At 46.3% G+C, this 26,025-nt stretch carries 28 protein-coding genes; 19 read left to right on the plus strand and 9 right to left on the minus strand.

Annotated features, from left to right (window positions below):
* Positions 1 to 199: 199 nt before the first annotated feature.
* From BM099_RS16110 to BM099_RS16120, 3 genes are read left to right on the plus strand one after another with little or no spacing between them, the layout of a single operon-like run.
* On the plus strand, positions 200 to 1,195 hold the full coding sequence (locus BM099_RS16110) for a GTP-binding protein (RefSeq protein WP_090729397.1): 996 nt from the start codon (positions 200 to 202) through the stop codon (positions 1,193 to 1,195).
* Positions 1,170 to 1,562, plus strand: a complete 393-nt coding sequence (locus BM099_RS16115) for a hypothetical protein (protein WP_090729399.1) — start codon at positions 1,170 to 1,172, stop codon at positions 1,560 to 1,562. The genes BM099_RS16110 and BM099_RS16115 overlap by 26 nt, the downstream gene beginning before the upstream one ends.
* Before the next feature lie 10 nt (positions 1,563 to 1,572).
* Positions 1,573 to 2,103, plus strand: a complete 531-nt coding sequence (locus BM099_RS16120) for a DNA-deoxyinosine glycosylase (RefSeq protein WP_244889952.1) — start codon at positions 1,573 to 1,575, stop codon at positions 2,101 to 2,103.
* Here BM099_RS16120 and BM099_RS16125 read toward each other — a convergent pair.
* A complete protein-coding gene (locus BM099_RS16125) occupies positions 2,089 to 3,123 on the minus strand; it encodes a GlxA family transcriptional regulator (protein WP_232348996.1) in 1,035 nt (344 codons plus the stop codon). The two genes, BM099_RS16120 and BM099_RS16125, sit on opposite strands and share 15 nt — an antisense overlap.
* A 271-nt stretch (positions 3,124 to 3,394) precedes the next feature.
* Between BM099_RS16125 and BM099_RS16130 the strand changes: the two genes are divergently transcribed.
* On the plus strand, positions 3,395 to 4,618 hold the full coding sequence (locus BM099_RS16130; protein WP_090729402.1) for an aspartate aminotransferase family protein: 1,224 nt from the start codon (positions 3,395 to 3,397) through the stop codon (positions 4,616 to 4,618).
* Between the two features lie 250 nt (positions 4,619 to 4,868).
* Here BM099_RS16130 and BM099_RS20485 read toward each other — a convergent pair whose 3' ends face one another.
* The gene (locus tag BM099_RS20485; protein WP_090729403.1) at positions 4,869 to 5,045 is read right to left on the minus strand and encodes a hypothetical protein; all 177 of its coding nucleotides are present in this window, start codon (positions 5,043 to 5,045) and stop codon (positions 4,869 to 4,871) included.
* A gap of 271 nt (positions 5,046 to 5,316) precedes the next feature.
* Between BM099_RS20485 and BM099_RS16140 the strand changes: the two genes are divergently transcribed.
* Positions 5,317 to 5,526, plus strand: coding sequence for a cold-shock protein (locus BM099_RS16140; RefSeq protein WP_054343568.1), 210 nt, complete (start codon positions 5,317 to 5,319; stop codon positions 5,524 to 5,526).
* A gap of 159 nt (positions 5,527 to 5,685) precedes the next feature.
* On the opposite strand, the gene efpL is transcribed toward BM099_RS16140, so the two are convergent.
* Positions 5,686 to 6,252, minus strand: a complete 567-nt coding sequence (gene efpL / locus BM099_RS16145) for an elongation factor P-like protein EfpL (RefSeq protein WP_090729405.1) — start codon at positions 6,250 to 6,252, stop codon at positions 5,686 to 5,688.
* A 233-nt stretch (positions 6,253 to 6,485) separates the two neighbouring features.
* On the opposite strand from efpL, the gene BM099_RS16150 reads away from it, so the two are divergent.
* The 6 genes from BM099_RS16150 (at position 6,486) to astB (ending at position 13,558) form a co-directional block, all read left to right on the plus strand.
* Entirely contained in the window at positions 6,486 to 7,121 is a 636-nt protein-coding gene (locus BM099_RS16150; protein WP_090729407.1) for a glutathione S-transferase family protein, read from the plus strand.
* A gap of 290 nt (positions 7,122 to 7,411) precedes the next feature.
* Complete coding sequence (locus BM099_RS16155; protein ID WP_090729409.1) at positions 7,412 to 8,641, plus strand: hydrolase; 1,230 nt, start codon at positions 7,412 to 7,414, stop codon at positions 8,639 to 8,641.
* A 3-nt stretch (positions 8,642 to 8,644) separates the two neighbouring features.
* Positions 8,645 to 9,658 (plus strand): arginine N-succinyltransferase, encoded by a 1,014-nt coding sequence (gene astA / locus BM099_RS16160; protein WP_090729410.1) that lies wholly within the window; start codon positions 8,645 to 8,647, stop codon positions 9,656 to 9,658.
* A gap of 24 nt (positions 9,659 to 9,682) precedes the next feature.
* Positions 9,683 to 10,723 (plus strand): arginine N-succinyltransferase, encoded by a 1,041-nt coding sequence (gene astA / locus BM099_RS16165; protein ID WP_090729411.1) that lies wholly within the window; start codon positions 9,683 to 9,685, stop codon positions 10,721 to 10,723.
* Position 10,724: 1 nt separating this feature from the next.
* A complete protein-coding gene (gene astD, locus BM099_RS16170) occupies positions 10,725 to 12,194 on the plus strand; it encodes a succinylglutamate-semialdehyde dehydrogenase (protein WP_090729413.1) in 1,470 nt (489 codons plus the stop codon).
* A 29-nt stretch (positions 12,195 to 12,223) separates the two neighbouring features.
* Positions 12,224 to 13,558 carry an N-succinylarginine dihydrolase gene (astB, locus tag BM099_RS16175; RefSeq protein ID WP_090729513.1) on the plus strand — a complete coding sequence of 445 codons (1,335 nt, stop codon included), beginning with the start codon at positions 12,224 to 12,226 and terminating at the stop codon, positions 13,556 to 13,558.
* A gap of 154 nt (positions 13,559 to 13,712) precedes the next feature.
* Here the strand turns inward: astB and BM099_RS16180 are convergent, their stop codons facing one another.
* A complete protein-coding gene (locus BM099_RS16180) occupies positions 13,713 to 14,315 on the minus strand; it encodes a hypothetical protein (RefSeq protein ID WP_090729414.1) in 603 nt (200 codons plus the stop codon).
* A 450-nt stretch (positions 14,316 to 14,765) separates the two neighbouring features.
* Between BM099_RS16180 and BM099_RS16185 the strand changes: the two genes are divergently transcribed.
* Positions 14,766 to 15,116 (plus strand): RidA family protein, encoded by a 351-nt coding sequence (locus BM099_RS16185; RefSeq protein ID WP_090729416.1) that lies wholly within the window; start codon positions 14,766 to 14,768, stop codon positions 15,114 to 15,116.
* A 61-nt stretch (positions 15,117 to 15,177) separates the two neighbouring features.
* On the opposite strand, the gene BM099_RS16190 is transcribed toward BM099_RS16185, so the two are convergent.
* From BM099_RS16190 to bfr (BM099_RS16200), 3 genes are all read right to left on the minus strand, one after another.
* A complete protein-coding gene (locus tag BM099_RS16190; protein ID WP_090729418.1) occupies positions 15,178 to 15,654 on the minus strand; it encodes an Lrp/AsnC family transcriptional regulator in 477 nt (158 codons plus the stop codon).
* 215 nt (positions 15,655 to 15,869) lie between these two features.
* Positions 15,870 to 16,337: a bacterioferritin gene (bfr, locus tag BM099_RS16195; RefSeq protein WP_090729420.1), complete on the minus strand. Its 468-nt coding sequence runs from the start codon at positions 16,335 to 16,337 to the stop codon at positions 15,870 to 15,872.
* A 17-nt stretch (positions 16,338 to 16,354) separates the two neighbouring features.
* Entirely contained in the window at positions 16,355 to 16,819 is a 465-nt protein-coding gene (bfr, locus tag BM099_RS16200; protein ID WP_090729421.1) for a bacterioferritin, read from the minus strand.
* Between the two features lie 173 nt (positions 16,820 to 16,992).
* On the opposite strand from bfr (BM099_RS16200), the gene BM099_RS16205 reads away from it, so the two are divergent.
* The 3 genes from BM099_RS16205 (at position 16,993) to purU (ending at position 19,544) form a co-directional block, all read left to right on the plus strand.
* Positions 16,993 to 17,193, plus strand: a complete 201-nt coding sequence (locus BM099_RS16205) for a bacterioferritin-associated ferredoxin (protein WP_090729423.1) — start codon at positions 16,993 to 16,995, stop codon at positions 17,191 to 17,193.
* A 362-nt stretch (positions 17,194 to 17,555) separates the two neighbouring features.
* Entirely contained in the window at positions 17,556 to 18,614 is a 1,059-nt protein-coding gene (locus BM099_RS16210; protein WP_090729425.1) for an arginine N-succinyltransferase, read from the plus strand.
* Between the two features lie 72 nt (positions 18,615 to 18,686).
* Positions 18,687 to 19,544, plus strand: a complete 858-nt coding sequence (purU, locus tag BM099_RS16215; protein ID WP_090729426.1) for a formyltetrahydrofolate deformylase — start codon at positions 18,687 to 18,689, stop codon at positions 19,542 to 19,544.
* On the opposite strand, the gene BM099_RS16220 is transcribed toward purU, so the two are convergent.
* Positions 19,541 to 20,245 carry a tRNA (adenine(22)-N(1))-methyltransferase TrmK gene (locus tag BM099_RS16220; protein WP_090729428.1) on the minus strand — a complete coding sequence of 235 codons (705 nt, stop codon included), beginning with the start codon at positions 20,243 to 20,245 and terminating at the stop codon, positions 19,541 to 19,543. The two genes, purU and BM099_RS16220, sit on opposite strands and share 4 nt — an antisense overlap.
* A 418-nt stretch (positions 20,246 to 20,663) precedes the next feature.
* Here BM099_RS16220 and BM099_RS16225 point away from each other — a divergent pair, with 418 nt between their 5' ends.
* The 3 genes from BM099_RS16225 to BM099_RS16235 all read left to right on the plus strand — a co-directional run bounded on the left by BM099_RS16225 (position 20,664) and on the right by BM099_RS16235 (position 23,924).
* Positions 20,664 to 22,280: an ABC-F family ATPase gene (locus BM099_RS16225; RefSeq protein ID WP_090729429.1), complete on the plus strand. Its 1,617-nt coding sequence runs from the start codon at positions 20,664 to 20,666 to the stop codon at positions 22,278 to 22,280.
* Between the two features lie 217 nt (positions 22,281 to 22,497).
* Positions 22,498 to 23,133: a nucleotidyl cyclase domain-containing protein gene (locus BM099_RS16230; protein ID WP_143083791.1), complete on the plus strand. Its 636-nt coding sequence runs from the start codon at positions 22,498 to 22,500 to the stop codon at positions 23,131 to 23,133.
* Entirely contained in the window at positions 23,130 to 23,924 is a 795-nt protein-coding gene (locus BM099_RS16235; protein ID WP_090729432.1) for a DUF3307 domain-containing protein, read from the plus strand. Before BM099_RS16230 ends, BM099_RS16235 begins: the two co-directional genes overlap by 4 nt.
* A 193-nt stretch (positions 23,925 to 24,117) precedes the next feature.
* Here BM099_RS16235 and BM099_RS16240 read toward each other — a convergent pair whose 3' ends face one another.
* The gene (locus BM099_RS16240) at positions 24,118 to 25,191 is read right to left on the minus strand and encodes a mechanosensitive ion channel family protein (RefSeq protein ID WP_090729434.1); all 1,074 of its coding nucleotides are present in this window, start codon (positions 25,189 to 25,191) and stop codon (positions 24,118 to 24,120) included.
* Positions 25,192 to 25,579: 388 nt separating this feature from the next.
* Between BM099_RS16240 and BM099_RS16245 the strand changes: the two genes are divergently transcribed.
* Complete coding sequence (locus tag BM099_RS16245; RefSeq protein ID WP_090729436.1) at positions 25,580 to 26,020, plus strand: cupin domain-containing protein; 441 nt, start codon at positions 25,580 to 25,582, stop codon at positions 26,018 to 26,020.
* Positions 26,021 to 26,025 lie beyond the last annotated feature (5 nt).

Here is a 26,025-nt window from a genome sequence, read left to right on the forward strand (position 1 = left end):
CTTAAAAGCCAGAAGTAATTTATTGCTTCTGGCTTTTCTATTTAGATTTATAGCGCTCTGACTAGCAATCGGAATTTTTAAGCTATAATTCAGTTCAGTGTCGATTCACCGAATTCCATGATAATACCAGCCTTCTGACCTTGTCAGCTGATATCACTCGTAAACACAGTCTCAAAAGGGAGTTTATAAAAAGTGCGTCATGAAATCATATAAAGTGCTTTTTGTTGGTTCACCGGGTTCGGGGAAGACCACAGCAATCAGAACCATCAGCGATGTAGAAGTAGTCGATACCGACACTAAGGTGTCTGACTCAACTATTAAGCGAAAAAGAACAACGACCGTCGGTATGGACTACGGTAAGTTATCCCTGGGTGAGGATAGCGTGCTTCATTTATATGGCACGCCGGGACAAGAACGTTTTAAGTTCATGTGGGATCTGATGGTTAGCGATTTAGCGAACGATGCTTCAGCGCTTATCCTGCTTATCGACAACACACGCAACTACCCTTTTCGCGACATTGATTATTATCTGAGTGAGTTTTGGGACTACATTGTCAAACGACACTTTATTATCGCAGTTACACGTTCCGACCTGATGGCTAGTCCGAATGAGGCCGATTACCAGAACTACCTGAAAGATAAAGGCATCCTGGCGCCTATTCTTTTCATCGATGCACGTAAGTCGGTGGACGTTTTGGATCTGGTGGTATCCGCTCTGAATCAAGAGAGCGACATCGATTGGGCGGAAGTCCTGCATCGCGTTGCCATGACCGAATTAAAGAACCGCAACCCTGACCCCAACTCTCCTCAATTTGAATGGCTACGAAAAACCCGGGATGTGCCCAAAATATCTATTATCGAAGCAGCCATGCAAGTAAGAGGCATTTCCGGTGCCACCCATCTGAATAAAGAATTTAATACCATCGATACCTCTCAGGAAGATCTGGAATGTAACAATCTTTTCAAATCCCTGGCCAAACTGGCGGCAGCCATTAAAAGCAAAGCCCCTCAGCTCGAACCGGTACGTAACATCTCACTGCATGCGCCCCGTAAAGACTCAGTTTCAGTTTTTCTCGAACAAGATCAGTCTTTAGGGCTGCTGACATTACCTGCACTTACACACAAACAGATCCGCCAACAAGCAGAAGACCTGCTCCAATGGAGCGACAATGTCGAAAATACTCAGAAAACTTGAGGGAATGGCCGGCACAAATTGCAGCGCCCTTGTGCAAAACAGTCAATCCCTCGCAACCACGTTCACTAAAGAAGAAAGTGTTTACCTTAAGCTATCCCTGCAAGCATTTACGCTCATTTTCAAACATGCTGATAAAGCCGATGCTGAAAAAGTGGCAACTCATGACATCGCAGAAAAATACGACGAAGCACATTTGCAATTAGGACAACGTCGTTTGATCTGCTTCCGCCTAGAAAACAATACATTATATATATCCATGATTGGCCAGAATCAGGATGTACACAAAGCCCAGAAAGTTATTCGTGGTGCAGTCAATATTTTGAGCAAAGTTGTAAACGCAGCCTCAGCCCACCCACCTAAGGTTTGAAAAACAGATCGTGAACTCTCCCGTCACCAGCTTCAACCCCATTGTCGCGCCTCAAGCAAAGCTCTTGATTCTCGGCTCAATGCCGGGGGTTAAATCTTTACAGGAACAAGAATATTACGCACACCCTCGTAACGCTTTCTGGCAAATTATGAAGCAACTGCTGGAATTTGATGATGAGCTGAATTACACACAGCGATTAGAAATTATTCAGAGGCATGGCGTTGCGCTGTGGGATGTTGCGCATCAATGCATCAGACCCGGCAGCCTGGACAGTGAAATTGATCGAAACAGCGTCATACCCAACGAGATCGCCAGGTTATTAAAAGCGAATCCGAGCATCCAGGCAATTTGCTTCAACGGGCAAACGGCAGCAAAAATGTTTAAGCGACATTTTCCAGACTTGCTGACCACTCCCGGGATCTCTTTCATCACCCTGCCATCTACCAGCCCTGCACATGCCTCGCTTAGCTTCGCTGATAAATTAGCAGCATGGCATATCGTTAAAGAAATATTACGCGCTGGCGCCTCACGGCGTCATTAACACAGAACGCCCCATAGCACTTTGCTCCCCACTATGATCTGTTTCACGCTTTCGTTCCTCTCGTGGCGTCACACCATAATGATTTCGGTAAGCCGTGCTAAAATAGGATGCGCTGGAAAAGCCACAGGCTAACCCAATCTGTAAAATTGTTTTATCGCTTTGGCGTAATAATTGGCGCGCATGCTCCAGACGAAGATCCAGGTAATATTTAGAAGGCACCGTCTGCAAATGTTTTTTAAACAAGCGCTCAAGATGCCGCCTGGAAACCCCGACATGGTGTGCCAGATCATCTGTCGACAAGGGCTCTTCGATATTCATCTCCATCAAGGTGACCGCTTCGATCAATTTTGGCTGGCTGGCACCAATTCGCGCCTTTAAGGGGATACGCTGCTGCTCCTCTGACGTACGCATACGCTCATAAACAAACTGCTCGGATATCGATGCAGCCAACTCCATACCATGCCCTTGAGCAATCAAAAACAACATCATATCCATAGCAGCGGTTCCGCCACTGCAGGTATAACGTGCGCCATCAATCTCAAACAGGTTATTTGTTACCAAAGTATTGGGAAATTCATCTTTAAGGCTGGCGATATCCCACCAGTGTATCGTTGCCCTATAATTATTCAGAAGCCCCGCACAAGCCAACAGATAAGAGCCCGTCCCGATACCACCCAATGCCATGCTACCCCGGCTCTGGCGTCGTAACCAGCCAATTACGGCTTCATTGCCGGTTCGGGCAATCGGACTCGCACCACAGACAAAAACGGTATCTAATGAGGGAATATCATTAAGGCTGCAATCTACCAGAATCTCAACACCCAGGCTGCTGGCAACCGCTTCACCGTCATGACTCACCAAGACAGTCTCGTAGAGATCATCTCCACTCACCCAGTTCGCCATCCGCAACGGCTCTATTGCCGATGAGAAGGCAATGAGGGAAAAATTAGGCAGCAATAAAAAACCAAACTTTTTAGGTCTGGGTTTATTTTCTTGCGTACTCTGCTTCCATATTGCCAACCGACTTGCCTCTGCATATTCTTATTAGTAAATAGATCTGAGCCTAACAATAATGATCTTTAGAGCCTAATTCCTTAGCCTTTTTTCTAAATGTCAGCTTAGCGCAAGTTCATGTCGCACTACAGAAATTAAAGGCCTGTTTTCATGAACGTTTTTTACTGATACTGAATATAGACAACTCAACAGGCTGGTTGTTACTGGCCTTTGACCTAATATTGGGCTGAACGGACGCCCACCATAAGCTCCGAATTATTAATGAGGTAGTACTCCCATGTTGAAACAACCGGTTAACCGCGCACTTTTTGATGAAGTGATGGTTCCCAATTACAACCCTCAACAGATGGTACCAGTTCGCGGCCGTGGTTCACGAGTATGGGATCAGGAAGATAATGAATATATCGATTTTGCTGGAGGTATCGCTGTCAACGCACTTGGCCATGTGCACCCGGCGCTGGTTGCTGCACTCAAAGAGCAATCAGATAAGCTGTGGCATCTAAGCAACACCTTTACCAACGAACCCGCGCTTCGTCTGGCAAAAAAACTAATCGATGCAACATTTGCGGATAAAGTATTTTTCTGTAACTCGGGCGCAGAAGCAAATGAAGCAGCCTTCAAGCTGGCTCGCAAATACTCCTATGATAATGTCGGTCCTGAAAAGCATGAAATTATTGCCTTCTATCAAGGTTTTCATGGCCGGACACTGTTCACGGTCTCTGTCGGTGGACAAGCCAAATACCGTGAAGGCTTTGAACCTGCCCCAGGTGGTATTTCACATGTGCCCTTCAATGACTTAGCAGCACTCAAAGCCGCTATTTCAGATAAAACCTGTGCAGTTGTCATGGAACCTATTCAAGGAGAAGGCGGGGTTATTCCAGCAGATCCTGAATTCGTCAAAGGCGTACGTGAGCTATGCGACCAACACAACGCCCTGCTTGTTTTCGATGAAATCCAAACAGGCGTAGGCCGAACCGGACACCTGTATGCCTATATGGGAATGGGGGTAGAACCCGACATACTGACCAGTGCTAAAGCACTAGGAGGCGGCTTTCCCATTGGCGCTATGCTGACAACCAATAAAGTCGCATCCAGTTTCGGTTTTGGCACACACGGCAGCACCTATGGTGGTAATCCATTGGCCTGCGCTGTCGCAGAAACCGCATTGGATCTGATCAATCAACCCGAATTGCTGAATGGCGTCGCTGATAAGCGTGCATTGTTTGTAGAAGAACTGCAAAAAATAAACGCTAAACATGAGATCTTTAAAGAGATTCGTGGTGACGGCTTATTGATAGGTGTTGAATTAATCGACAGCATGCATGGCAAAGCGGCGTCCTTTCTGGCGGCCGCCCGTGAAGAGGGACTGATGATTTTAATGGCGGGCCCAAATGTACTGCGCATGGCACCTTCTCTGATCATACCCGATGAAGATATTCGTGACGGTATGGCATTATTGGAAAGCGCCGTAACGAAAGTACTCATGGCGGAAAACGCTTAATCTGCCAAAGCTCAGTGCTACTTGTAACCAAAGCCCAGTGCTATTTGTAAGGTAATAAGTAGCACGGGCATCTTTCAGATGTGTGAATAAAGCTCAGCAACCACTTATTAGCAATCAGAACGGGACAAAAAGAATTTTCTGGAGAGGATTGTCAGTCAAACAGGAGGTAAAAAAACAGGGCGGTACATATTCAAAGATACACTCGTTTAAACATGCACTCGATTAATACGCAACCAGCCCATCCCGACTATTACTTGTCCGCAGGCTTACCCAAAACAATCTGACGTGGCCCGGCAAGGTTCTGCTGGCCAGTAACACCGCTGGCAATTTGCTGAATCTGACCACCAGCACGGAGGAAAGCCGCTGTTTGTTCTTCGATAGAGTCATGAGTTTCGGTTGCTGCTTTTTTCTTAGGCTTAGCTGCCATAATAGAGAATCCTTTGGGGAGATTGGAGGCCTAGTATAGCAGTTTTACAAGCAAGAATCTTGCGGCCTGAGTGTCGCAACGCTCAAACTCCCCTAATCTCTGATTTAACTCCCCTCCTTGATTGCCCTTAAGTAGCTTGTATCTCTAACATTAGTTGTGTATTGTGATTCTGATGTATATGATTTTTTGATCAGCTACATCTGAAAACAACCGGTATTGAAGACATTATGACTTCCCGGTTTTAACTTACTATTTATGAGAAATATTGAATATGTCCGACAAGCAGACTGGAACAGTTAAGTGGTTCAACGATGAGAAAGGTTTTGGTTTTATTGAGCGTGAAAATGGTAAAGACCTTTTTGCCCACTTCCGTTCTATCGTTGGTGAAGGCCGCAAAACTCTTCACGAAGGACAGACAGTTCGTTTCGTAGAAGTACAAGGCGAAAAAGGTCCTCAGGCTGACCAGATCGAAGCTGTATAAAGAACTTCTCGGGCATTGTTGAATAACAATGCTGAGGCTGAATTGAGAGCAGTAGATTAACCTTTACCGCTCTCGATCTTCCGATCAGAGTTAAGCTCGAAAAGCCCGCATTAGTGTGGGCTTTCGTCGTTTTAGAGCATCCGTAAAACCTGAATTAACTCAATCACGCGAAATGAATTTCCCCGTTTCTGTATTAATCCTCACTTTTTCACCTTCTTTTATATATTCAGGCACTTGCAGCTGATAACCGTTGATACATTTTGCTGGTTTAGTCCGTCCTGTAGCACTAGCCGCTTGCATTCCCGGTATACATTCCACGATTTCAAGAACAATCGTCGTAGGCAGCTCCAGGCCAATGATCTGATCATCCACCAGCATCGCATTAATACCGCCCAAACCATCACTGAGAAACGCTAGCTGTTCACTGATAATTGGCTCCTCGACACTGTACTGGCTGTAGTCATCCTGATCCATGAAGGTGTAAACATTACCCTCACGATAAAGTAGCGATACCTGACGCCGTTCAAGCGCCACTGAAGTAATAACATCGTCTCCAGTATAAGTTTCTTCGCGCTTACCACCCTGTGGTAATTGATTAAAGCGCACTTTATAAAGCGTCTGCGCACCTCTTGATGATGGGCTACGCACATCAACATACAGGACTCGATAGAGTGTTCCGCTGATTTCTACAACATGACCTTTTCTAAGTTCTGAAGCTCTCGGCATGATAGTGACCAAAATAAAAAAACGCTATTGAAAGGGGGAGCAGAAGTATACTTCACAGGCAAGAAAAAGTGATCTCTTCTGATGAAGACAGTGCAGCTATTTTGTCTGGTAGACATACCATCAAGTCAGCTTCTTAACTATTAAAGCGCCTGCATCTGTTCAGATTAATAGACAAACGATGATGCTTGTTTATGTATAATCATTTCTAATAGTAATTCGACAGGAGGTACCTTATCTATACTCTCTATTGGGATCGAGGCGGTGCCAACATGGCTACTCACGCAATGTTGGAAGAACTTGGCGTTGATTATCAGCTTGTTGAAATAGACCTTACTCGCCAGATGCAAAAAACACCTGAGTATCTCGCCATTAACCCAAACGGCAAGGTGCCCACTCTGCTACATGATGGCCATATTATTTATGAATCGGCCGCCATTCTTATATACCTACTGGATCAACACCCTGAATCAGGCTTATCCCCTCTCACAACGTCACCGCAAAGAGGCCGTTACTACCAATCACTCATCTGGATGTCGAATACTCTGCAAGAGGCCGCCAACCGCTGGGCACATCCCGAACATTACTGTGATAACACAGCAGGTCAACACTCGCTACAAGCAAAAGCTTCTCAAGAGCTTGAACGCTGTTGGCAAGTTATCGAAAAAGACCTTCACGAGAAAGGCCCCTGGATACTGGGAGATACATTAAGTGGTGCTGACTTTCATCTTTTTATGATTGCCTACTGGAGTCGCCGCTACGAAAGACGGGCACAAGATTATCCAAAGCTTCAACAGTTGCTGAGAACCTTACTCAATCGCAGTTCTATTCAGGCAATGCTGAAACAGGAAGGCCTCTTTTTCGAGCTCTGATAGATAAAAAACGCGTTGTACGGTAATCCCTCCTAACCAGAAGACGCGTGAATACACGTTCTACCCAGGCGGCCTCTTCGCACACAGACTGTATTATTCTCTCAAGTCTTTCGCCGGCATTTATCGCCCGCCGTACGCGCTTTACTGGACTTTCTGGTTGAGCGCTTTGCATCACCACCGTGGTGATGACACGATAAATAATTTAGAAATCTGAAAATCAGGTCGCATACTCAACAGATTCTTTTAATGTTTTCACCAATAATGGTCAAATCAGACAAAAGGACTCAAGTATGGCTCACGACTACACACCATGGCTGAACTGGCTGGATTCGCAACAAGATGAGATGCTGGAGAAAACCATTCAACTTGCTTTGATAAACTCAGGCTCGCTTAATACAGCCGGCGTGAATCGTGTTCGTCAAAAGCTAGCGCAGTACTGCGAAGCTCTTGGCGGTATCCCAGAGGTGATTCCTGTCGCGCCCTTCGAATTTGTCAATGCTTCAGGAGTCGTGTCCCATGCCCCCTTAGGGGATGCACTGCGCATTCGCAAACGCCCTGAAGCACCACTACAGATATTTTTCTGCGGTCATATGGATACCGTATTTCCTGCAGACTCCTCTTTTCAGGATATCACCTGGCTGGACGACAATACCTTAAACGGCCCCGGTGTTGCCGACTTGAAAGGAGGATTAATGGTCATGCTTAAAGCCATTGAAGCCTTAGAACGCAGCCCTTGGGCAAATAACATTGGTTGGGAGATTCTGTTCAATCCCGATGAAGAGATCGGCTCTCCCGGCTCAGCACCCTTAATTGCAGATGCAGCGACCCGCGTTGATCTGGGTATGATTTACGAGCCTTGTATGCCCGATGGCACGCTTGCCGGCGCTCGCAAAGGTAGCGGTAACTTCAGCATTGTGGTGCGAGGCAAAGCAGCTCATGCAGGCCGTGAGCATCACCTTGGACGCAATGCGATCCGTGCCATGTGTGATTTCATTTCAGCTTTAGATGATCTCAACGGACAGCGCGGGGGCGTTACGATCAACCCTGGTTTTATCGAGGGTGGCGGTGCCGTCAATGTCGTTCCTGATCTGTGTTTGTCACGTTTCAACATCCGTTTAGAGCGCCCGGAAGATGAAGCATGGTGCACGCAAAACATCGAAGAATTGATAGCAGAACTCAACCAACGTGATGGTATCAATGCCACATTGCACGGCGGTTTTGGGCGCAAACCCAAAGTACTCAGTGGTGCTAACCAAAAGCTATTTGAACTGGCAAAAGAATGCGGCGCAGATCTTGGAATGAGCATCAATTGGGTTGCTACTGGCGGCTGCTGTGATGGCAACAATCTGGCAGCAGCGGGTATTCCTAATATCGACACGTTGGGCGTACAGGGTGGAAAGATCCATTCCAGTGATGAATATATGTTTGTCAGTAGTTTATCAGAGCGTGCTCGCTTAAGCGCTTTACTGCTCATGAAACTGGCTAGCGCCGATGACCTTAGCTGGCTAAAGGAGCAATAATAGATGCTGTTAATTCGCCCTCTTACATTTGCCGACCTGCAAGGCCTGGAACGTTTGGCGGTTATCTCTGGTGGCCGCATGACCACATTGCCTGCCAACCGTGATCATCTGAATGAGTTGATTAACCGTACTCGACAGTCGTTACGCAAGGAGGTGACGCAATATTCTGATGAGAGCTACCATTTTGCCTTAGAAGATCAAACCAATGGTGAAATAGTCGGTGTCTGCGGTGTTGATGCAAGTGTCGGCATGAATACACCCTTTTATAGCTATCGGGTTGATGATGTCGTGCATGCGTCCAATGAACTGCAGATCCACAACCGTATTCCTGCATTACATTTATGCCAGGATTACACCGGTTCAGCGCGGTTATGTACGCTGTTTCTGGATAAAGCACATCGCACGACAGCAAATCTGAACCTCCTGTCTCGCTGCCGGATGCTATTCATCGCCCAATATCCGGAGCGCTTTGCAAACAAATTAATTGCCGAGCTACAAGGTGTCGCCGACAGCGAAAATCGTTCTCCTTTTTGGGAATGTCTGGGACGGCACTTTTTCAATATGGACTTCAACAAAGCTAACTATTTAACCGGCATTAATTCAAAAGGTTTTATTGCCGATCTGATGCCCCACTATCCGGTTTATGTGCCGCTCTTAAGTGCGGAAGCCCAGGCAGCATTGGGCCAACCCCGCCCTGATATGGCAGAGGTTAAAACCCTGCTCGAAGCAGAGGGCTTCAGCTATCGCCGCTATGTCGATATTTTTGATGCGGGGCCTACGCTCGAAGCACGCACCCGGGATATTCACACGGTCGCACAGAATCGACTAACCGAAGTGAAAATTGGCAACACAGATGCAACTGAGCAACCAGTCGATGTGCTGATCAGTAATCTGGGACGCGAAAACTTCCGTTGTCTGATAACCTCACTTGATCCTCAACACCCCGTCATTACCTCAGAGGTAGCCGAAGCGTTACTCCTTAGCAGTGGCGATAAGGTTCGTATCATTCGCCTTTAACCACATACAGGAGAAAGTACAATTATGATGGTAGTTCGCCCTATTCAGGCAAATGATTACAAAGCCCTGCGGGAACTGGCACGCAAAACCGGGCCTGGATTCACTTCATTGCAAGACAATGATGAGCAGGTCGCCGCTAAACTTGAAGCAGCTCTCATCCCTTTTACTGCCACCCCCCCCCCAGAAGAGGCCCTCTACCTGTTTGTCATGGAAGATACAGACACACATGAAGTGGTGGGCATATGTGGAATCGAATCAGCGGTTGGTTTAACCGATCCCTGGTATAACTACCGGGTAGGCACACTGGTTCATGCTTCTCGCGAATTAAAGGTCTATAACCAAATCAGTACCCTGACGATCACCAATGACCATACCGGGTACTCCGAACTCTGCACGCTGTTTTTAACACCCGAAGCACGCCACAGCAAGCAAGGCTCGCTGCTGTCGAAATCTCGCTTCATGTTTATGGCTGAGTTTCCACAACGATTTAATGAACACCTGATTGCGGAGATGCGTGGTTATTCAGACGACAAAGGTGTCTCCCCATTCTGGGAAGGTCTGGGCCGACACTTCTTCTCTTTGGACTTTGCGGAAGCCGATAAAATTTCGTCAATGGGCAAAGTATTTATTGCCGAGCTGATGCCCAAAAACACCATCTATACCAATCTGTTATCTAAGGAAGCGCAGGGGTCAATTGGCAAAACCCATGAGGCGACCACGCCTGCGCGCCGTTTGTTAGAGAACGAAGGGATGCGCTATACCGGCTATGTCGATATTTTTGATGGAGGCCCGACCCTGGAAGCACGCGTTAACGATATACGTGCTATTCAGGAAAGTCGGTATGTCAAAGTACATATCACTGACACACCCGCTAAGGGTGAAGCTGAAGGTGAGCTTTATCTCATCAGCACCACCGAGCTTTGCCAATTTCGTTGCTGCATGTCGATGCTGACACGAGCGGGTAATAACTTAATTAATATAACGCCAGACGTGGCCTCTGCACTGAACATTATTGAGGGCACGACTGTTCGCATCGTTCGACTGTCCTCAGGAAGGAGATTTTAATATGACGGCATCACTCTTCATTAACGGCCAGTGGCTGGCAGGCCAGGGCAAAGTCTTTAACTCCGTTAACCCAACAACCGGCGAAGTCATCTGGACAGGCCAGGCAGCCAGTGCAGAACAGGTATCCTCTGCAGTCTCTGCAGCGAGGACTGCCAGTGCCGGATGGGCAAATCTAAGTTTCGAACAACGTTGCGAACAGGTTCGCCGTTATGCTGAACAGCTAAGCGAAAATAAGATGCTATTGGCGCGCACCATCGCAGAAGAAACCGGCAAGCCTTTCTGGGAGACACAAACCGAAGCCGCTGCCGTTATTGGTAAAATCGAGATCTCAATCAAAGCGTCCATCGAACGTACTGGCGAGCGCAGCAGTGATATGGCCGGAGCAACGGCTGTGCTGCGTCATAAGCCTCACGGTGTTGTGGCTATTTTCGGCCCTTACAACTTCCCGGCTCACTTACCTAATGGCCACATCGTTCCGGCTTTACTGGCAGGCAATACGGTTATTTTCAAGCCAAGTGAACTCACGCCTAAAGTAGCTGAACTGATGACCTCACTGTGGGAAAAATCAGGTTTACCTGCCGGTGTGATCAACCTGGTTCAAGGCGAAAAAGAGACCGGAATAGCCCTGGCATCGACCCCGGATATTGATGGACTTTTCTTCACCGGCAGCTCGCGCACCGGCCATCTGCTCCACGAACAATTTGCGGGTCATCCGGGAAAAATTCTCGCACTGGAAATGGGCGGTAACAACCCACTGATCATCGATGAGATCAGTGACATTAAAGCGGCCGTACACGAAACCATTCAATCTGCTTATATCACCTCAGGCCAACGCTGCACCTGTGCTCGTCGCTTATTTGTACCGTTAAACGCAAGCGGCGATCAGTTCCTTGAGCAGCTCAAAACAGCCGTCAGCCAGATTAGGGTAGGTGGTCAGTTTGATGAACCGGCTCCTTTCATGGGTAGCCTTATCTCTGAAGCGGCCGCCGATGGCATGGTCGCCGTACAGCAACAACTACTGGACATGGGGGCTACTTCGCTACTCAAACTGGAAAAAATAAAAGCAGGCACCGGACTGCTGTCACCGGGCTTGATCGACGTAACAGCCGTTAAAAACATGCCCGATGACGAACACTTTGGCCCGCTGTTAAAAGTGATCCGTTACACTGATTTCGATGACGCTATCCGTCAGGCGAATGCTACGCAGTTTGGCTTATCTGCCGGTCTGTTCAGCGATAATGCCCAACACTTCGATCACTTTTATCGCCATATCCGTGCCGGCATCGTCAACTGGAACAAGCAACTAACAGGTGCCAGCAGCGCGGCACCATTTGGCGGCATTGGTGCCAGTGGTAACCACCGCGCCAGCGCCTATTATGCCGCAGACTACTGCGCTTATCCTGTTGCCGGCATTGAAGCAGATCATCTTTCATTGCCAGACACGCTATCCCCAGGCCTGACACTCAACTAAGCCCAATGGAGATTGAGATGACATCCACTATAAATGCGGTAGAAGCCAATTTTGATGGGCTGGTCGGACCAACACACAACTACGCTGGCCTATCATTTGGCAACGTTGCTTCACAGAGCCACTCTGCCCAGGCATCAAACCCGAAACAAGCAGCACTACAGGGCTTAGCTAAAATGAAAGTCCTGCACGATGCCGGTATGACGCAGGGAGTCCTTGCGCCACAAGAACGCCCTGACCTCAATACGCTGCGCCGCCTTGGTTTTACCGGCACGGATGCTGACGTTCTTCAAGCCGCCAGACAGCAAGCACCTAAAATCCTGGCAGCCTGCTGCTCGGCTTCCAGCATGTGGACAGCCAATGCCGCCACCGTATCACCCAGTGCTGACACGACCGATGGCAAAGTCCATTTTACGCCAGCAAACCTGACCAATAAATTTCATCGTTCCATTGAGCATGAAGTAACCGGCCGTATTCTTAAAGCGACCTTCAGTGATGAGCGCTATTTCTCTCATCACCAGGCACTACCGGGTGTAGAACACTTTGGTGATGAAGGTGCAGCAAACCATACGCGTTTCTGCCATGAGTATGGCCACGCCGGTGTTGAATTCTTCGTCTATGGCCGTTATGCATTTGATAGCAGCAAGCCTGCACCGGTTCGCTACCCTGCCCGTCATACTTACGAGGCATCTGCAGCCGTAGCGCGTTTACATGGTTTGCAGGATAAAGGGGTCGTTTATGCTCAACAGAACCCGGATGTGATCGATAAAGGCGTATTCCATAACGATGTTATTGCGGTGGGTAACCGTGACCTGATGTTCTGCCATCAGGAAGCCTTTTTAAATCAAGCCAAAGTGCTGAAACAGCTCACTGCTGCCATGAACAATCAGTTCACTGTGATTGAAGTGCCCAGTGCACGCGTCTCTGTTGAAAATGCCGTAAAAAGCTATCTGTTCAACAGCCAGCTACTTTCTATCAAAGGCAAAACCGTGATTGCTATTCCTGAAGAATGCCAGCAAATACCCGCTGTCTGGGATTACCTAACTGAACTACGCGACGGTGATTCACCGATTAACGAGTTGAAAGTCTTCGATCTGAAACAGAGCATGAGCAACGGCGGCGGGCCTGCATGCCTGCGCTTACGCGTGGTACTTAATGAACAGGAACAAGCTGCGTGTAACCCGAACACCCTGATGAGTGCAGCACTTTATTCTCATCTGATTCAATGGGTTGAGCAACATTACCGCGACCGTATCACAGAAGCAGACCTAGCCGATCCACAACTACTGCTGGAATCTCGGCGTGCACTGGATGAACTTACACAGATCTTAGATCTAGGCTCTGTTTATCCCTTCCAACAAACCTGACTTGCAGGAAATCTCTTGATTAGTTGTCGCTCTTCTGTCACCGGGTGAAAGCCCGGTTTTTTTATTTTTTACTCTATCATCGAAACCGACAGCTTGATTGCACAAGCATATAATTTACACGCAGCCTTATTATTTACTACCTGACGGCATTTACTCAATTTTGAAAAGTGGCGCTATCAACACTGATCGATAAGTTCTCATCTAACCCATCTATTTTTGCCAGTGTGTCTCTATTACAATCTTCACTGAACTGAATGATGTAGTTATATAAAAGGCCATCATCACCAGTATTCTCCGATACTTCATAATCCAAGCCGCAGATCTCATCGTATGTTAAGCCAAGTGACAACGCTAAAGCCTTTCTTTGCGCGATATCATCATTGGGTACATTTAAAGCTTTTGGCAAAATAGTAAGCTCGACACTCTTTATTCCTTTGCCTCTCCATCCTCTTAAAAATCCAGACCAAAGGTTTCCTCTTAAATTAGAAGATTCACTTAAGCGATTGGCTTTCCATCTGCTGATCTCTCTGCTCCCATCAACCTTGTAAATCACAACTTCAGCTTCTTTGGTTTCAATCAGCCTGAGCTTAAACTGCTGCTCATCGCTAGGATAAAACGCTAGCGTTGGTTTTGTATCTGTATTTCCATCCATTTTATCCAGCAAGCGAATAATCACTGATTCCGGAGTATCAAACCCCTCAGCCAGCGCTTCTAATCGTGAGTAAGTAGTTGCTGATATTTCTATAGACTTATTCATAAGTATCTCCGCATAAAAACCAAACAATAAATCATATATGATAAATATACAATCATATATGATTAGACTATGATTAAAATACAGTCTGCCTTAACTTGAAAAATCGTTGGATGAAGCAGATAAGCCCACTGCCCGTTAACTTGTAGAAATTCATTAATATAGGAAGCAACGTGTTTGCGACATGCAAAACCCAGCGCTGATTCTTATCTTCAAAATTGACCATCAATGGGAAAATATCTACAAGTGCAACTTGGTCACTTGGGTTGCTGAGCCTTGACGAAAAAGCGGATTTGGCTGAATAAACTCAAAAAAAATGAAAATCTCCTGATAGACATATATTACTATTGTCTATCAGATACGATTTATCAAAAGCTGCTTTTTCATGAGCGCTTTGAACGAACTTTTGAATCTTCTTTAACTCACTTTTAACTAACTAAAGGTATACAAACAATGTCGATCACTCGCTATGAAACCGGCGTCCGCATGAGCCGCGCAGTGGTACATAACAAAACCGTTTATCTTTGTGGCCAGGTAGCAGAAGATCGCACCGCGGGTATTACACAACAAACACAGACCATGCTGGCAAAAGTTGTTTCTCTGCTGGAGTCTGTCGGCAGTTCAAAAGAAAGTATCCTGTCAGCCACTATCTACCTGAAAGATATGAGCCTGTTTGCCGAGATGAACAGTGTTTGGGATGCATGGGTTGAGGAAGGCAAAGCCCCTGCCCGCGCTTGTGTAGAGGCGAAGATGGCTTCTCCTGAGCTGCTGGTAGAAATCTCTGTCATTGCTGCCGTTAATTAACAGCTGAATCGGATAGCCTATTTAACACCCATCAAGCCTGTCACCTGATAGGCTTGATTTACTAATCATCCAACAACTGATCCAGCGGGTAACCACGAAAGGGCTTGCCGCTTTCAAGGACAACATGACTGCTAATATTAATTTGCCCGGGTATCAGATCGAGTAATCGGTCATTAATGGCGTTATATCTCAGCATGTCTGGTGCCACTATTTTAAGAAAAAAATCAAAGACACCACTCACCGTATCACACTCAACGACTTCAGGAATACCTTGGGCTGCCTGACGAAACAGACGAAACGCCTCAGTGCTCTGATCCTTTAAACTGACGGTCGCAATCACCGTGACACTGCGACATAATTTTGGCAGATTTAGCACAGTCAGATACGGACCGATCAATCCTTCTTCTTCTAATTTTTTCACCCGATGTAAACAGGAACTCGGGGAGAGGCTTACCCTTTCCGCCAGATCCTGATTAGTGATGCGTGCTTCTTTTTGAAGCACTGCAAGAATCTTTCGATTGATACGGTCCAGCGTCATAAAACAATCCAATTCTTACTATTTTCAATCTGCATAGGGTACCAATTATTCACCAGATTACGTAAAGCATCGACAAAAAGCCTCAGCACTCATGGATACCAGAGGCACTCCTCTACTCGAGCTACCTCTATACTCATGCACAAAAGAAGCTAACTAAAAAGCGGCTCCCTTTCCGAGAAATGGCCGCTTTTATCGATCATCTGACAAAGAATAAGTTACATCTGCGACTGCAGGTAGTTTTCCAGCCCAATCATCTTAATAAGGCCCAATTGCTGCTCAAGCCAATAGGCATGATCAACCTCTGTATCTTCCAACAGCTTCTCAAGAATCTCCCGAGACTGATAATCCTGCTCTTCTTCACAGATTTTAATCACTGCTTTGAGCTGATCGGCCACGGTATATTCAATACGCAGATCGCTTTCTATCATCTCGGCAACATCAGAACCGATTTTTAAACCTTCTCGCGTCACCATATCAGGTATGCCTTCGAGAAAAAGCATACGCTCAATCAGTAACGCGGCATGCCCCTTTTCATCTTCGACTTCATGATCGATACGCACAAACAGTTTGCTTAACCCCCAGTCATCGTACATGCGTGAGTGGATAAAGTACTGATCCATGGCCGCCAGTTCCATTGCCAGCAACGAGTTCAAGCCGTCAATAACACGTTGATTACCTTTCATATCTTCTCTCCGCCCGGTTAAAGCTTGCTCTGTAGATAATTTGCGATACTCATCTGGCTAATCAGATGCTGCTGCGCCTCAATCCAATCGAGATGCCCTTCTTCGGCTTCAAGAATCTCTTCCAGCATATAACGGCTAACATAGTCAGATTGGGTTTCACACAACGCAATGGCTTGACGAAGCAGCGCCAATTGCTCCATCTCAAAATCCAGATCGCATTGCAGCATCTCAGCGGTATGCTCGCCAATCCGTAACCGCTCAAGATGCTGAAGATTAGGCAATCCTTCAAGGAACAAAATTCGCTCGATCAGGGCATCAGCCTGCTTCATATCTTTGATAGATTTTTTATAGGACTTTTCATTCAACTCATCCAGTCCCCAGTGCTTATACATACGAGCATGCAAAAAAAACTGATTAATAGATGTCAGCTCAGCCGTCAAAACCTTGTTGAGCATACTTATCACCTGCTTATCACCCTGCATAAGACCCTCCGGCAGACTTTACTTAAGTTTATAAAACACATGAAGCTTAAAACGATGCGCGGCAAAAGTCATACGTTAGGATTAAAATTCGACCAAAGCTTGCTTTAAATCTACATGAGAATTATTATCAATCTTAATAACATATAGGTTTTAGCATATCAGGTTCTATCATCATGTATATTTGTATTTGTAACGCAGTAACTGATTCACAAATTAAAAATGCCCTCGATGAAGGCGCTACGAGCGTCTCTGATCTGAACAAATCGTTATCGCTGGGTAGCTGCTGTGGTAAGTGCACACGCACTGCACGAGAGATCATCAAACAGCACAGATCTGCAAAGGAAGTTGATGAACTCGCTTACAGCGCTGTTTAACGCTTTACCCTAAGCCGTTCCCTATCTCTGTTGCCTCACGCTTTTAGAGTGACTGCTGTGTAAGATAAGTAGCTGATAGCTTCGCACCAGTCACGAAATAATATTTCGCCCCATACTCCACATACCACTTCGCTATTTCTGCACTGCTATTTAATCACTCCTTCACTACTCGTAAATATATGTTATCAAATTAAATAACTACAAAATCACACACCTATAACTTTTGCTTTCTATCCGAATTAAATTTGGCATGGACTATTATTTCCGTATTTTATTGCTCACCAAGCGCCTATTTAAACAGCTCATTTTGTCAGCCCGCGCGTAAAATACAAAAATAACAATGAGATATAAGCGAGCCCAACATGCTGATTATTCGCCCCTGCAAAGAAAGTGATCTGGATGATCTGATGAATATCTCTCGTGCTGTCGGCAAAGGGATGACGTCAATGCCTGCTGATGAAGCCGCATGGCAGGAAAAAATTACTGCATCGGCTCAAGCCTTTAACTCTGCCCTTCCGGCAGCGGATAGCAACACCTATTTCATGGTACTGGAAGATACGGCTACCGGACACCTTGCCGGCACCACTGCTATATACACCGGTGTAGGGCTTAAGCGCCCTTTTTATTCTTACAAAATATCCACACTGGTGAGTAGCAGCAGCGACCTGGATATTATTCGTAAAACCCAAGTCCTTAATATCGTCAATGATTACACCGGCTCTACTGAGGTCGGCTCTATCTATCTGTTACCGGAATACCGTAAACCCGGCGTCGGGCAGTTTCTTTCACGTGCACGTTTTCTCGCAATGGCTGATTTCCCACAACGTTTCGGCGATCAGGTTATGGCCGAGCTACGTGGCTGGCAGGATGAAAATGGACGGTCTCCGTTGTGGGATAACTTAGGCAAACCTTTCTTTGGTATTGAGTTTCAGGATGCCGTAAATACCGCTGCACTGAAGGGTTCGCAGTTTATCTCTGATCTGATGCCCAAGTACCCCATCTATATCAACTTGCTACCGCAGGAAGCACAAGACGTGATTGGCAAACCTCACGACTCTTCTGCGCCCGCTTTATATATGCTGAAAAAAGAAGGGTTTCAATTCACAGGTTATGTCGATCTGTTTGACGGAGGCCCTTCGGTACAGGCAGATATCAAAGAGATACGCAGTGTCAAAGACAGTAATAGCAGCCACTTTCAGGTAACCGACAGCCTACCCGCTTCATCGCAAATGTACCTGATCAGCAATGAAGATCTGGATAACTATCGTGTTGCATTAGCCCCGGGAAACCTCAACGAAAACGGCGATATCATTATCGACCAAGCCACATTCCAGACATTACAACTGGCTGTTGGCGGACGGGTGCGCTTTATTACTATGAATCAATCATCAGCGCATAAAGCGCATGCTAAAGCGGCATAATTAGTATGTGAGTGTGATACCTTTATACTTAATACACTCAATGAGTTTCGTTATTTCCCCGGAGATAGAGTGATGACCACGAGTAACTGGATTCTTACCGCTCAATGCCCAAGTCGTTTAGGTACGATTGATGCCGTCACGGGGCTTTTATATCAGCATCAGCATTACGTCACTGAGTTGAACTCTTTCGATGATTGCCATAGCAACCAATTTTTTATCCGCGCGCAGTTCAGAGTTGAAGAGGCTTTTGATGAAGCGGATTTCCGACGTCAGTTTGCAGTGAGGGCCGGGAAGTTTGGCATGCAATGGCGGCTGCGCTCTACCGCTGACAAACCCAAAGTAGTGATTATGGTTTCTAAGTTTGATCACTGCCTGAACGATCTTCTTTATAAACACCGGATTGGTCAGCTATCCATCGAAATTCCCGCTATTATCTCCAACCATCCTGATTTGGCATCGTTAGCTGAGTGGCATGGCATTCCTTACTATCACCTACCTGTCACCGCAGCCTCTAAAGCGGAGCAAGAAGCCAAGGTGATGAAAATCATCAAGGACTCGGATGCAGAATTAGTCGTGCTTGCACGTTATATGCAGGTGTTATCGTCAAATATGTGTCAGCAGTTAGAAGGCTGGGCAATCAACATTCACCACTCACTGCTGCCTGGCTTCAAAGGTGCTAAACCGTATCATCAAGCCTATGAAAAGGGTGTTAAAACCGTTGGCGCTACCGCACACTATATCAACGATGATCTGGATGAGGGCCCCATCATTGCGCAGGGTATTGAACCCGTTGACCACACTTACTACCCGCAAGACCTGATTGCCAAAGGCCGCGATATCGAACGTCTGACCTTATCTCGGGCTGTCCGCTATCATGTCGAACAACGGGTCTTTTTAAATGGCGACAGGACAGTAGTTTTCGCAGATTAAGACTCAACCAACCGGGCGCTGCACTCAGGGCGCAACGCCTTATAATCGAAAAGAATTTGCTCTACATCCCGGTTCGGGTTTTGCGCCATGCGTTGATAATGGCTGATAGTGCGCTCTAAATACGTCAGATCCTCTTCCCGGGACAGATCCCACATAAGCGACCCCGTCAGTGAAATAGGCTGCTCAACGCCCATCGCTACATGCAAAATTTCATAGAAACGATTATTTTCACAGATCAGGTGCTCATTGATCAGCCCAAAGTTCATGTCGACAAGCGCTGCCCGCACTTTGTAGTTATGCAGTACAGGGCACAACAGAAATTCCATTTTTTGTGTAGGGTTGGCGTTAACCAAGCCCTCTACCAACTCAATTAACAGATCCCCGCCCACACCGGCAATAATAATCAGATGTATGCTATCAGCGTTCGCCAACGCGGCCTCAGACAACTGTAGTTTTGCCACATCTGTACAATGCACCTGCCAGGCATGCTCAGGAAAACCCTCCGTAAAGTAACGCTGTAATTTACCTCGCACCTCTGCTATCAGTGGCTCAATCACATCAACAAAATGCACTGTCCGAGCAGCATCGCGACGCAATAATAAATAACCCAACAAGCCATGATCGCAACAGCAATCCCAGATATGTTCGTAGGGTTGGGCAATCATCTTATCAATTTGCTGCAAACGCTGACTGGTCTTCACGTAGCCTTCTCTGTAATGCTTCTCTATAAGCTGCTGTAAATCGGTTCTGTATAACCGCTCTGTATATCGATTCTGTATAACGGTCTCTGTCACTCTACTATCTCAAAAGAGATCTCTGGCCAACCTGCCTTATTAAAATACTCTGAATGGACGATCACCAACAGACAACATCAAGCCGTCTATTCTAGCGTCGTATGCTCGTATTCTGTCTATCCTTTTTTCTACGTTTAAGCGCATTCATTCTCAAATTTCACACACTCAATCCCAAACAGGATGTCGAGAGGCGCTTTTACTCTCATTTGAACAAAAATCATCCAATTATTTGCACATTACCCCTTTGAATCACTCCGCAATCCTTTATAGTACCGTACCGCTTATGCAGCATTTTTAAACGCTTCCCAGATTCAGGAATAATTCATTGATCTCCACCGCAAACATCACCATGCAATTTGGCACCACGCCATTGTTCGAAAATATCTCAGTAAAATTTGGCAACGGTAATCGTTACGGCCTGATTGGCGCAAATGGCTGCGGAAAAACCACCTTTATGAAGATTCTGGACGGTAGCCTTGCGCCTACTTCCGGTAATGTCTCGATCTCCGCGAACCAACGTGTCGGTAAACTGCATCAGGACCAGTTCGCCTTTGAACAGTTCAGTGTGGTTAATACGGTCATCATGGGCCACAAAGAGCTATGGGAGATCAAACAGGAACGCGAGCGTATCTACTCCCTGCCGGAGATGTCTGAAGAGGAAGGGATGAAAGTTGCAGAACTCGAAGTCATCTTTGCCGAGATGGATGGCTACAGTGCAGAAAGCCGTGCAGAAGAAATATTGCTGGGTGCCGGTATTGATCAGTCCCTGTTTTATGGTCCGATGAGCAGTGTTGCACCCGGTTGGAAATTACGCGTGCTACTCGCTCAAGCGCTGTTTTCAGACCCGGATATTTTGCTGTTGGATGAGCCAACCAACAACCTGGATATCAACTCCATTCGCTGGTTGGAAGCGCTACTTAACGAGCGCAAGAGTACCATGGTCATCATCTCGCATGATCGCCATTTCCTGAATGCGGTTTGTACTCATATGGCTGATATCGACTATCGCGAGCTGCGTGTTTATCCAGGCAACTATGACGACTTTATGATGGCGGCAACTCAGGTACAGGAGCGTCTGCTCTCTGAGAACGCTAAAAAGAGCGCACAAATAGCCGACTTGCAGCAATTTGTCAGCCGTTTTTCTGCTAATGCTTCTAAAGCTAAACAAGCAACATCACGTGCGAAAAAGATCGATAAAATCCAGTTGGATGAAGTAAAACCTTCCAGCCGTATTAACCCTTTTATCCGCTTCAATCAAGATAAGAAACTGTTTCGTCAGGCACTTGTTTTGGAAGACCTGGGACATGCGTTTGATGGAGAGCCGCTATTCACAGGTGGCAACATCATCCTGGATGCGGGTAGCCGCTTAGCTATCATCGGTGAAAATGGTGCAGGCAAAACGACCCTGTTACGTTGTTTGCTAGGCCAGTTAAGCCCTAAGCAAGGTGTTGTTAAGTGGTCAGAAAACGTCAATTTCGGCTACTGCCCACAGGACAGCAGCGCTGACTTTAACTCGGATCTTAATCTGTTCGATTGGATGAGCCAGTGGCGTAAACCCAACCATGGCGATCAGATTGTGCGCTCAACACTCGGACGGCTGTTGTTTTCGGCTGATGACTACAACAAAAAAGCCAAAGTCTGCTCCGGTGGTGAAAAGAACCGTCTGCTGTTCGGCAAGTTGATGATGTCTGATCCCAACGTTCTGATTATGGACGAACCGACCAACCATCTGGATATGGAAGCGATAGAAGCGTTAAACATGGCACTGGAACATTACCCAGGCACTCTGATTTTCGTCAGCCACGACCGTGAGTTCGTCTCCTCATTGGCCACCCGTGTCATCGAGATCAAAGGTAAAAAACTGATCGATTTCCAGGGTACCTATGAAGAGTATCTGGCAGACCAGTTGGCCATGGAAAAGAAACTAAGCAAGCGCGGCTAATCCCCTCAGGCAGGAGCGATATATTCCTCCTGCCTTCTTCCCTGTCATCTCTTTTGCCGCTTCACTTCATATTTTTTGTAACGCCTGCCCACTGACTCAGTGCTTTCAACTGGAACCAAAAACGGACCTTTCTATCAATGGGACCATTTTCGGTTCAATTTGACTTAAGGAACCATTAATGGTTTTATTTGAGCTACGCTGCAATCAGAGAAAGCTAATGTCCACCCTCTCAGTATTAACAGGCGATATTGTCAACTCGCGGAACATTGATGCGAAACATTACGACACGATGCTGTACAGTTTGCAGCAAACACTTACCGAAATAAAAGAACACTACGCCGGCGTGTATGAAATATTTCGCGGTGATAGTTTTCAGGTGACATTTAAAGACCCTATCCCTGCTATGCGCTGCGCACTGTTATTGAAAATGGCACTGATCGCCTCTTCACCTAATGCCCCAGTAGAGGTTCGCTTGGCATTAGGGGTAGGCGGATACCGCGATTTGAGAAACAACAGCGGCACGTCCAGCGGCGAAGCATTCGAACTCTCCGGAATGGGTTTAGAGGCGCTGAAAAACAGTGATATTGCACTCCTCAGCAACATCACTCCACTGAATAACCAACTGCAATTAGCGACTCAATTCTTAAACTTTCAACTTTCAAGCATCACCCCAAAACAGGCAGAGGCTGTTTTAGCCTATATTCGCTGTGACTTTGGCGACCACCAACAAGTCGCCAAACAGATAGGCGGAAGCCGGTCAAATGCCAGTAAACTGTTACGCCGCAGTGGTGCCATTTTGATTCGTGATTATGTACTCTGCTTTGAAAAGACATTGGCGGATAATATTCAATGAATGACATCAGCTTACTTCTGTTACTGATCATCGCTCACGTCATCGGTGATTTTTACCTGCAACCAAACCCGTGGGTCATATGCCGCTACCGCAAACATTTTAAATCACCTTCACTCTACAAACATGCGGGCGTCCATGGGATTCTGACTTTTTTAATTTTAATACTGTTCAGTCCCATCAGTTTACTCACCTGTGTGGCGCTGGCAGCTTTCATCCTTATCTGCCACCTGAGCATCGACCTGCTAAAATCCTACCTTCAACCTAATTTGAGATGGTTTCTGCTCGATCAGGCACTGCATATTCTTTGCCTGATCGCTGTTTGGGGATGGCTTGATGGCTGGAACCTGGGCACAGTAACATCTGGGCTAATCAATATAATCAACGAAAAATCGCTGATAATAGCGATGGCTTACATTATTTGCGCGAAACCGGCCTCTATCATCATCAGCCTGATTCTTAAAAAATGGACGCCTCATCTGGACAGAGCCAATGCAGGTACTGATATCACTACCGATGCAAGTAGCGTATTCACAGAGGGTGCTAGCGTCGGTAGCCTTAAGTCTGCCGGTGAAACCATAGGTTATCTGGAACGCTGGTTGGTACTTAGTTTCGTACTGCTTGATCTGTTGAGTGGTATTGGATTTTTACTCGCTGCAAAAAGCGTATTCCGTTTCAACGACCTGTCAAAAAGCAAAGATATGAAACTTACCGAGTACATCATGCTGGGGACGTTCAGCAGCGTGACCATTGCGCTGGGTGTGGGTCTGTTTGCAACATATATCATTAAATAACAAAAGCACCTTATTTTACAAAACACCAGCGGCCCACGCGATTATGCTGTCGTGTTGTTGTAAGCCGGAACTTCGGCCGGACTTTCGATCGGGCTTTCAACCGGACTTTCGACCGGACTACAAAACTGAAGAGAATGACCATGCTAGCGCCAATTGGCGCTAGCATGCGGATATCCTAAACAAATTTTCAATCTTACTTTTGAGATGGCATTTCTTTAATATACAAATCTTGTTTGGCGTAAGGGATTTCAATATTATTCGCCCTGAATTCCTTCAATATTGAACAATTGAGAATATCGATGATACGCCCCTTAATTGCGGGTCTGTCTATCCATACTAGTAATTCAAAATCGAGCGATGAGCCGCTAAATCGACGAAACCTCACCCGAGGTTCAGGGTCCATGCAAATCGATTTATCATTGTTGGCTACTGCCATTAACACGCTGCGAACCAAGTCGATATCTGCATCATAAGACACGCCAATAGGTAAGCGGCAGCGCGACTTTTCATGTGGTCCGCCAGACTCATTGACAATTTTAGTATTGCCTATGACTGAATTCGGAATGGTAATTTCAATATCGTCTCTTGTTAGCATTCGCGTGCTGCGCAGCCCTATATGCGTAATTTCACCCCGCTCTCCGGAATCTAAGACAACATAATCGCCCACTTTATAGGGCGCGTCTGCCATAATAAACACCCCCGAAAACAAATTGGCCAAGGTGTCTTTGGCAGCAAAACCAACGGCAATACCGACGATACCCGCAGATGCGAGCCATGCCGTCATATCTACATTCCAGATAGAGAAAATTAAATATACAGAAAGGATAATAATTACGATATTCAGAATATTCTGAAAGAGCGGCAAGGTTTTATGATTAACGCTTAGGAAGCGAGCCGGGTTTAAAGCAAGGCTTTGAAGTAAAACTCTATTGCCTCTTAACAAAAACAATGTCCATATAAGCATGCCAATAGACGTTAGGATCGACAGCCATATAAATAAATATTTTGGCTGTAAAATCGATATTGCGCTAGATAGACCGATGAGAAGAACCGTATAGTAAATAGGCCCATGTAGTAGCGCCCAAAAGCCATTGGCGAGATTTATTTTCGAGCGCGCTATTATTCTTTTTAAGCCGGCAATAACGATATATTTGAAAATAGAGGCTATAACGAAGGAAATTAATACCACCATTGTCGCTTGTATCATCGGACTGTCGCCGAATGATTCTAAAATGGGTGTAATAAATGTCTGAAACTGCTCAAGCATAGTTAATATCTCAGCTTTTTGAGTGGAGGTGTAATGAGCGCACGAAAAGTACGTTTAAAAAATCAATTGATCCTTTTGAGTCTCGACTACGAGTCTTCAGTATAGTTGGGGTCAGACTAGAATTACACTAAGTTAAGCCTGTTTAGCACGATATCTGCGCCTATGTTTATCGCCGACATTTCGTGTCAGCTTGGTTTAATAATCAGAGTGGTTGTGGCCTTCGTTTGACCGCTTTGAATCGTTGAGCGACCTAATTCGCTGTGAATCCATTCAGATCAAGCGGTTGATCGAAGACTATAAACAGACATAAAGAATTGTTATTCTGACCCCAATTGCCTGAATTAAAGGATTGTTGCTCTGACCCCAATTAACTCCTGGAGACCGAACTATGGACAAGTACATCGTAGTAACTCCTAATGACCGACCAGCTTCACTCAAGGTATTTGGAACCGACGTCACTGTACTGGCTGCCGCCTCACAGATAGGCGCTTACGGGATAACACATCAGCAGGGTGAAGAAGGAAGCGGCCCGCCACCTCACAGTCACGGATGGGACGAGGCGTTTTTTGTGTTGTCGGGCGAAATTTCGTTTCAATGCGGTGAGGAAAAGTACTTATGCGCACCTGGTACGTTAGTCCATGTTCCGGGGAATACGGTCCATGCATTCACCTATGGTGCGGGGGGCGGCTCGATGCTGGAGTTAACAAGTCGGGAAAGTCGATCGGCAGAAATGTTCACCGAAGTGGATGCTGAGATCGACCCAGCCAACCCTGATATCGGGAAAGCATTGAAAATACTCGAGCGAAACGGAATTAAGGTAGCAAAATAGCAGGT

It is taken from the genome of Neptunomonas qingdaonensis, assembly GCF_900113275.1.
Classification (GTDB): domain Bacteria; phylum Pseudomonadota; class Gammaproteobacteria; order Pseudomonadales; family Balneatricaceae; genus Neptunomonas; species Neptunomonas qingdaonensis.

Coding starts and splice junctions, on each gene's coding strand:
- astA (WP_090729410.1), top strand. CDS start 8,645: ATGCTGTTAATTCGCCCTCTTACATTTGCCGACCTGCAAGGCCTGGAA.
- BM099_RS16210 (WP_090729425.1), top strand. CDS start 17,556: ATGCTGATTATTCGCCCCTGCAAAGAAAGTGATCTGGATGATCTGATG.
- astA (WP_090729411.1), top strand. CDS start 9,683: ATGATGGTAGTTCGCCCTATTCAGGCAAATGATTACAAAGCCCTGCGG.
- BM099_RS16190 (WP_090729418.1), bottom strand. CDS start 15,654: ATGACGCTGGACCGTATCAATCGAAAGATTCTTGCAGTGCTTCAAAAA.
- BM099_RS16140 (WP_054343568.1), top strand. CDS start 5,317: ATGTCCGACAAGCAGACTGGAACAGTTAAGTGGTTCAACGATGAGAAA.
- bfr (WP_090729420.1), bottom strand. CDS start 16,337: ATGAAAGGTAATCAACGTGTTATTGACGGCTTGAACTCGTTGCTGGCA.
- BM099_RS16115 (WP_090729399.1), top strand. CDS start 1,170: ATGTCGAAAATACTCAGAAAACTTGAGGGAATGGCCGGCACAAATTGC.
- BM099_RS16205 (WP_090729423.1), top strand. CDS start 16,993: ATGTATATTTGTATTTGTAACGCAGTAACTGATTCACAAATTAAAAAT.
- bfr (WP_090729421.1), bottom strand. CDS start 16,819: ATGCAGGGTGATAAGCAGGTGATAAGTATGCTCAACAAGGTTTTGACG.
- BM099_RS16180 (WP_090729414.1), bottom strand. CDS start 14,315: ATGAATAAGTCTATAGAAATATCAGCAACTACTTACTCACGATTAGAA.
- BM099_RS16110 (WP_090729397.1), top strand. CDS start 200: ATGAAATCATATAAAGTGCTTTTTGTTGGTTCACCGGGTTCGGGGAAG.
- BM099_RS20485 (WP_090729403.1), bottom strand. CDS start 5,045: ATGGCAGCTAAGCCTAAGAAAAAAGCAGCAACCGAAACTCATGACTCT.
- BM099_RS16245 (WP_090729436.1), top strand. CDS start 25,580: ATGGACAAGTACATCGTAGTAACTCCTAATGACCGACCAGCTTCACTC.
- efpL (WP_090729405.1), bottom strand. CDS start 6,252: ATGCCGAGAGCTTCAGAACTTAGAAAAGGTCATGTTGTAGAAATCAGC.
- purU (WP_090729426.1), top strand. CDS start 18,687: ATGACCACGAGTAACTGGATTCTTACCGCTCAATGCCCAAGTCGTTTA.
- BM099_RS16230 (WP_143083791.1), top strand. CDS start 22,498: ATGTCCACCCTCTCAGTATTAACAGGCGATATTGTCAACTCGCGGAAC.
- BM099_RS16155 (WP_090729409.1), top strand. CDS start 7,412: ATGGCTCACGACTACACACCATGGCTGAACTGGCTGGATTCGCAACAA.
- BM099_RS16130 (WP_090729402.1), top strand. CDS start 3,395: ATGTTGAAACAACCGGTTAACCGCGCACTTTTTGATGAAGTGATGGTT.
- astD (WP_090729413.1), top strand. CDS start 10,725: ATGACGGCATCACTCTTCATTAACGGCCAGTGGCTGGCAGGCCAGGGC.
- BM099_RS16235 (WP_090729432.1), top strand. CDS start 23,130: ATGAATGACATCAGCTTACTTCTGTTACTGATCATCGCTCACGTCATC.
- BM099_RS16240 (WP_090729434.1), bottom strand. CDS start 25,191: ATGCTTGAGCAGTTTCAGACATTTATTACACCCATTTTAGAATCATTC.
- BM099_RS16185 (WP_090729416.1), top strand. CDS start 14,766: ATGTCGATCACTCGCTATGAAACCGGCGTCCGCATGAGCCGCGCAGTG.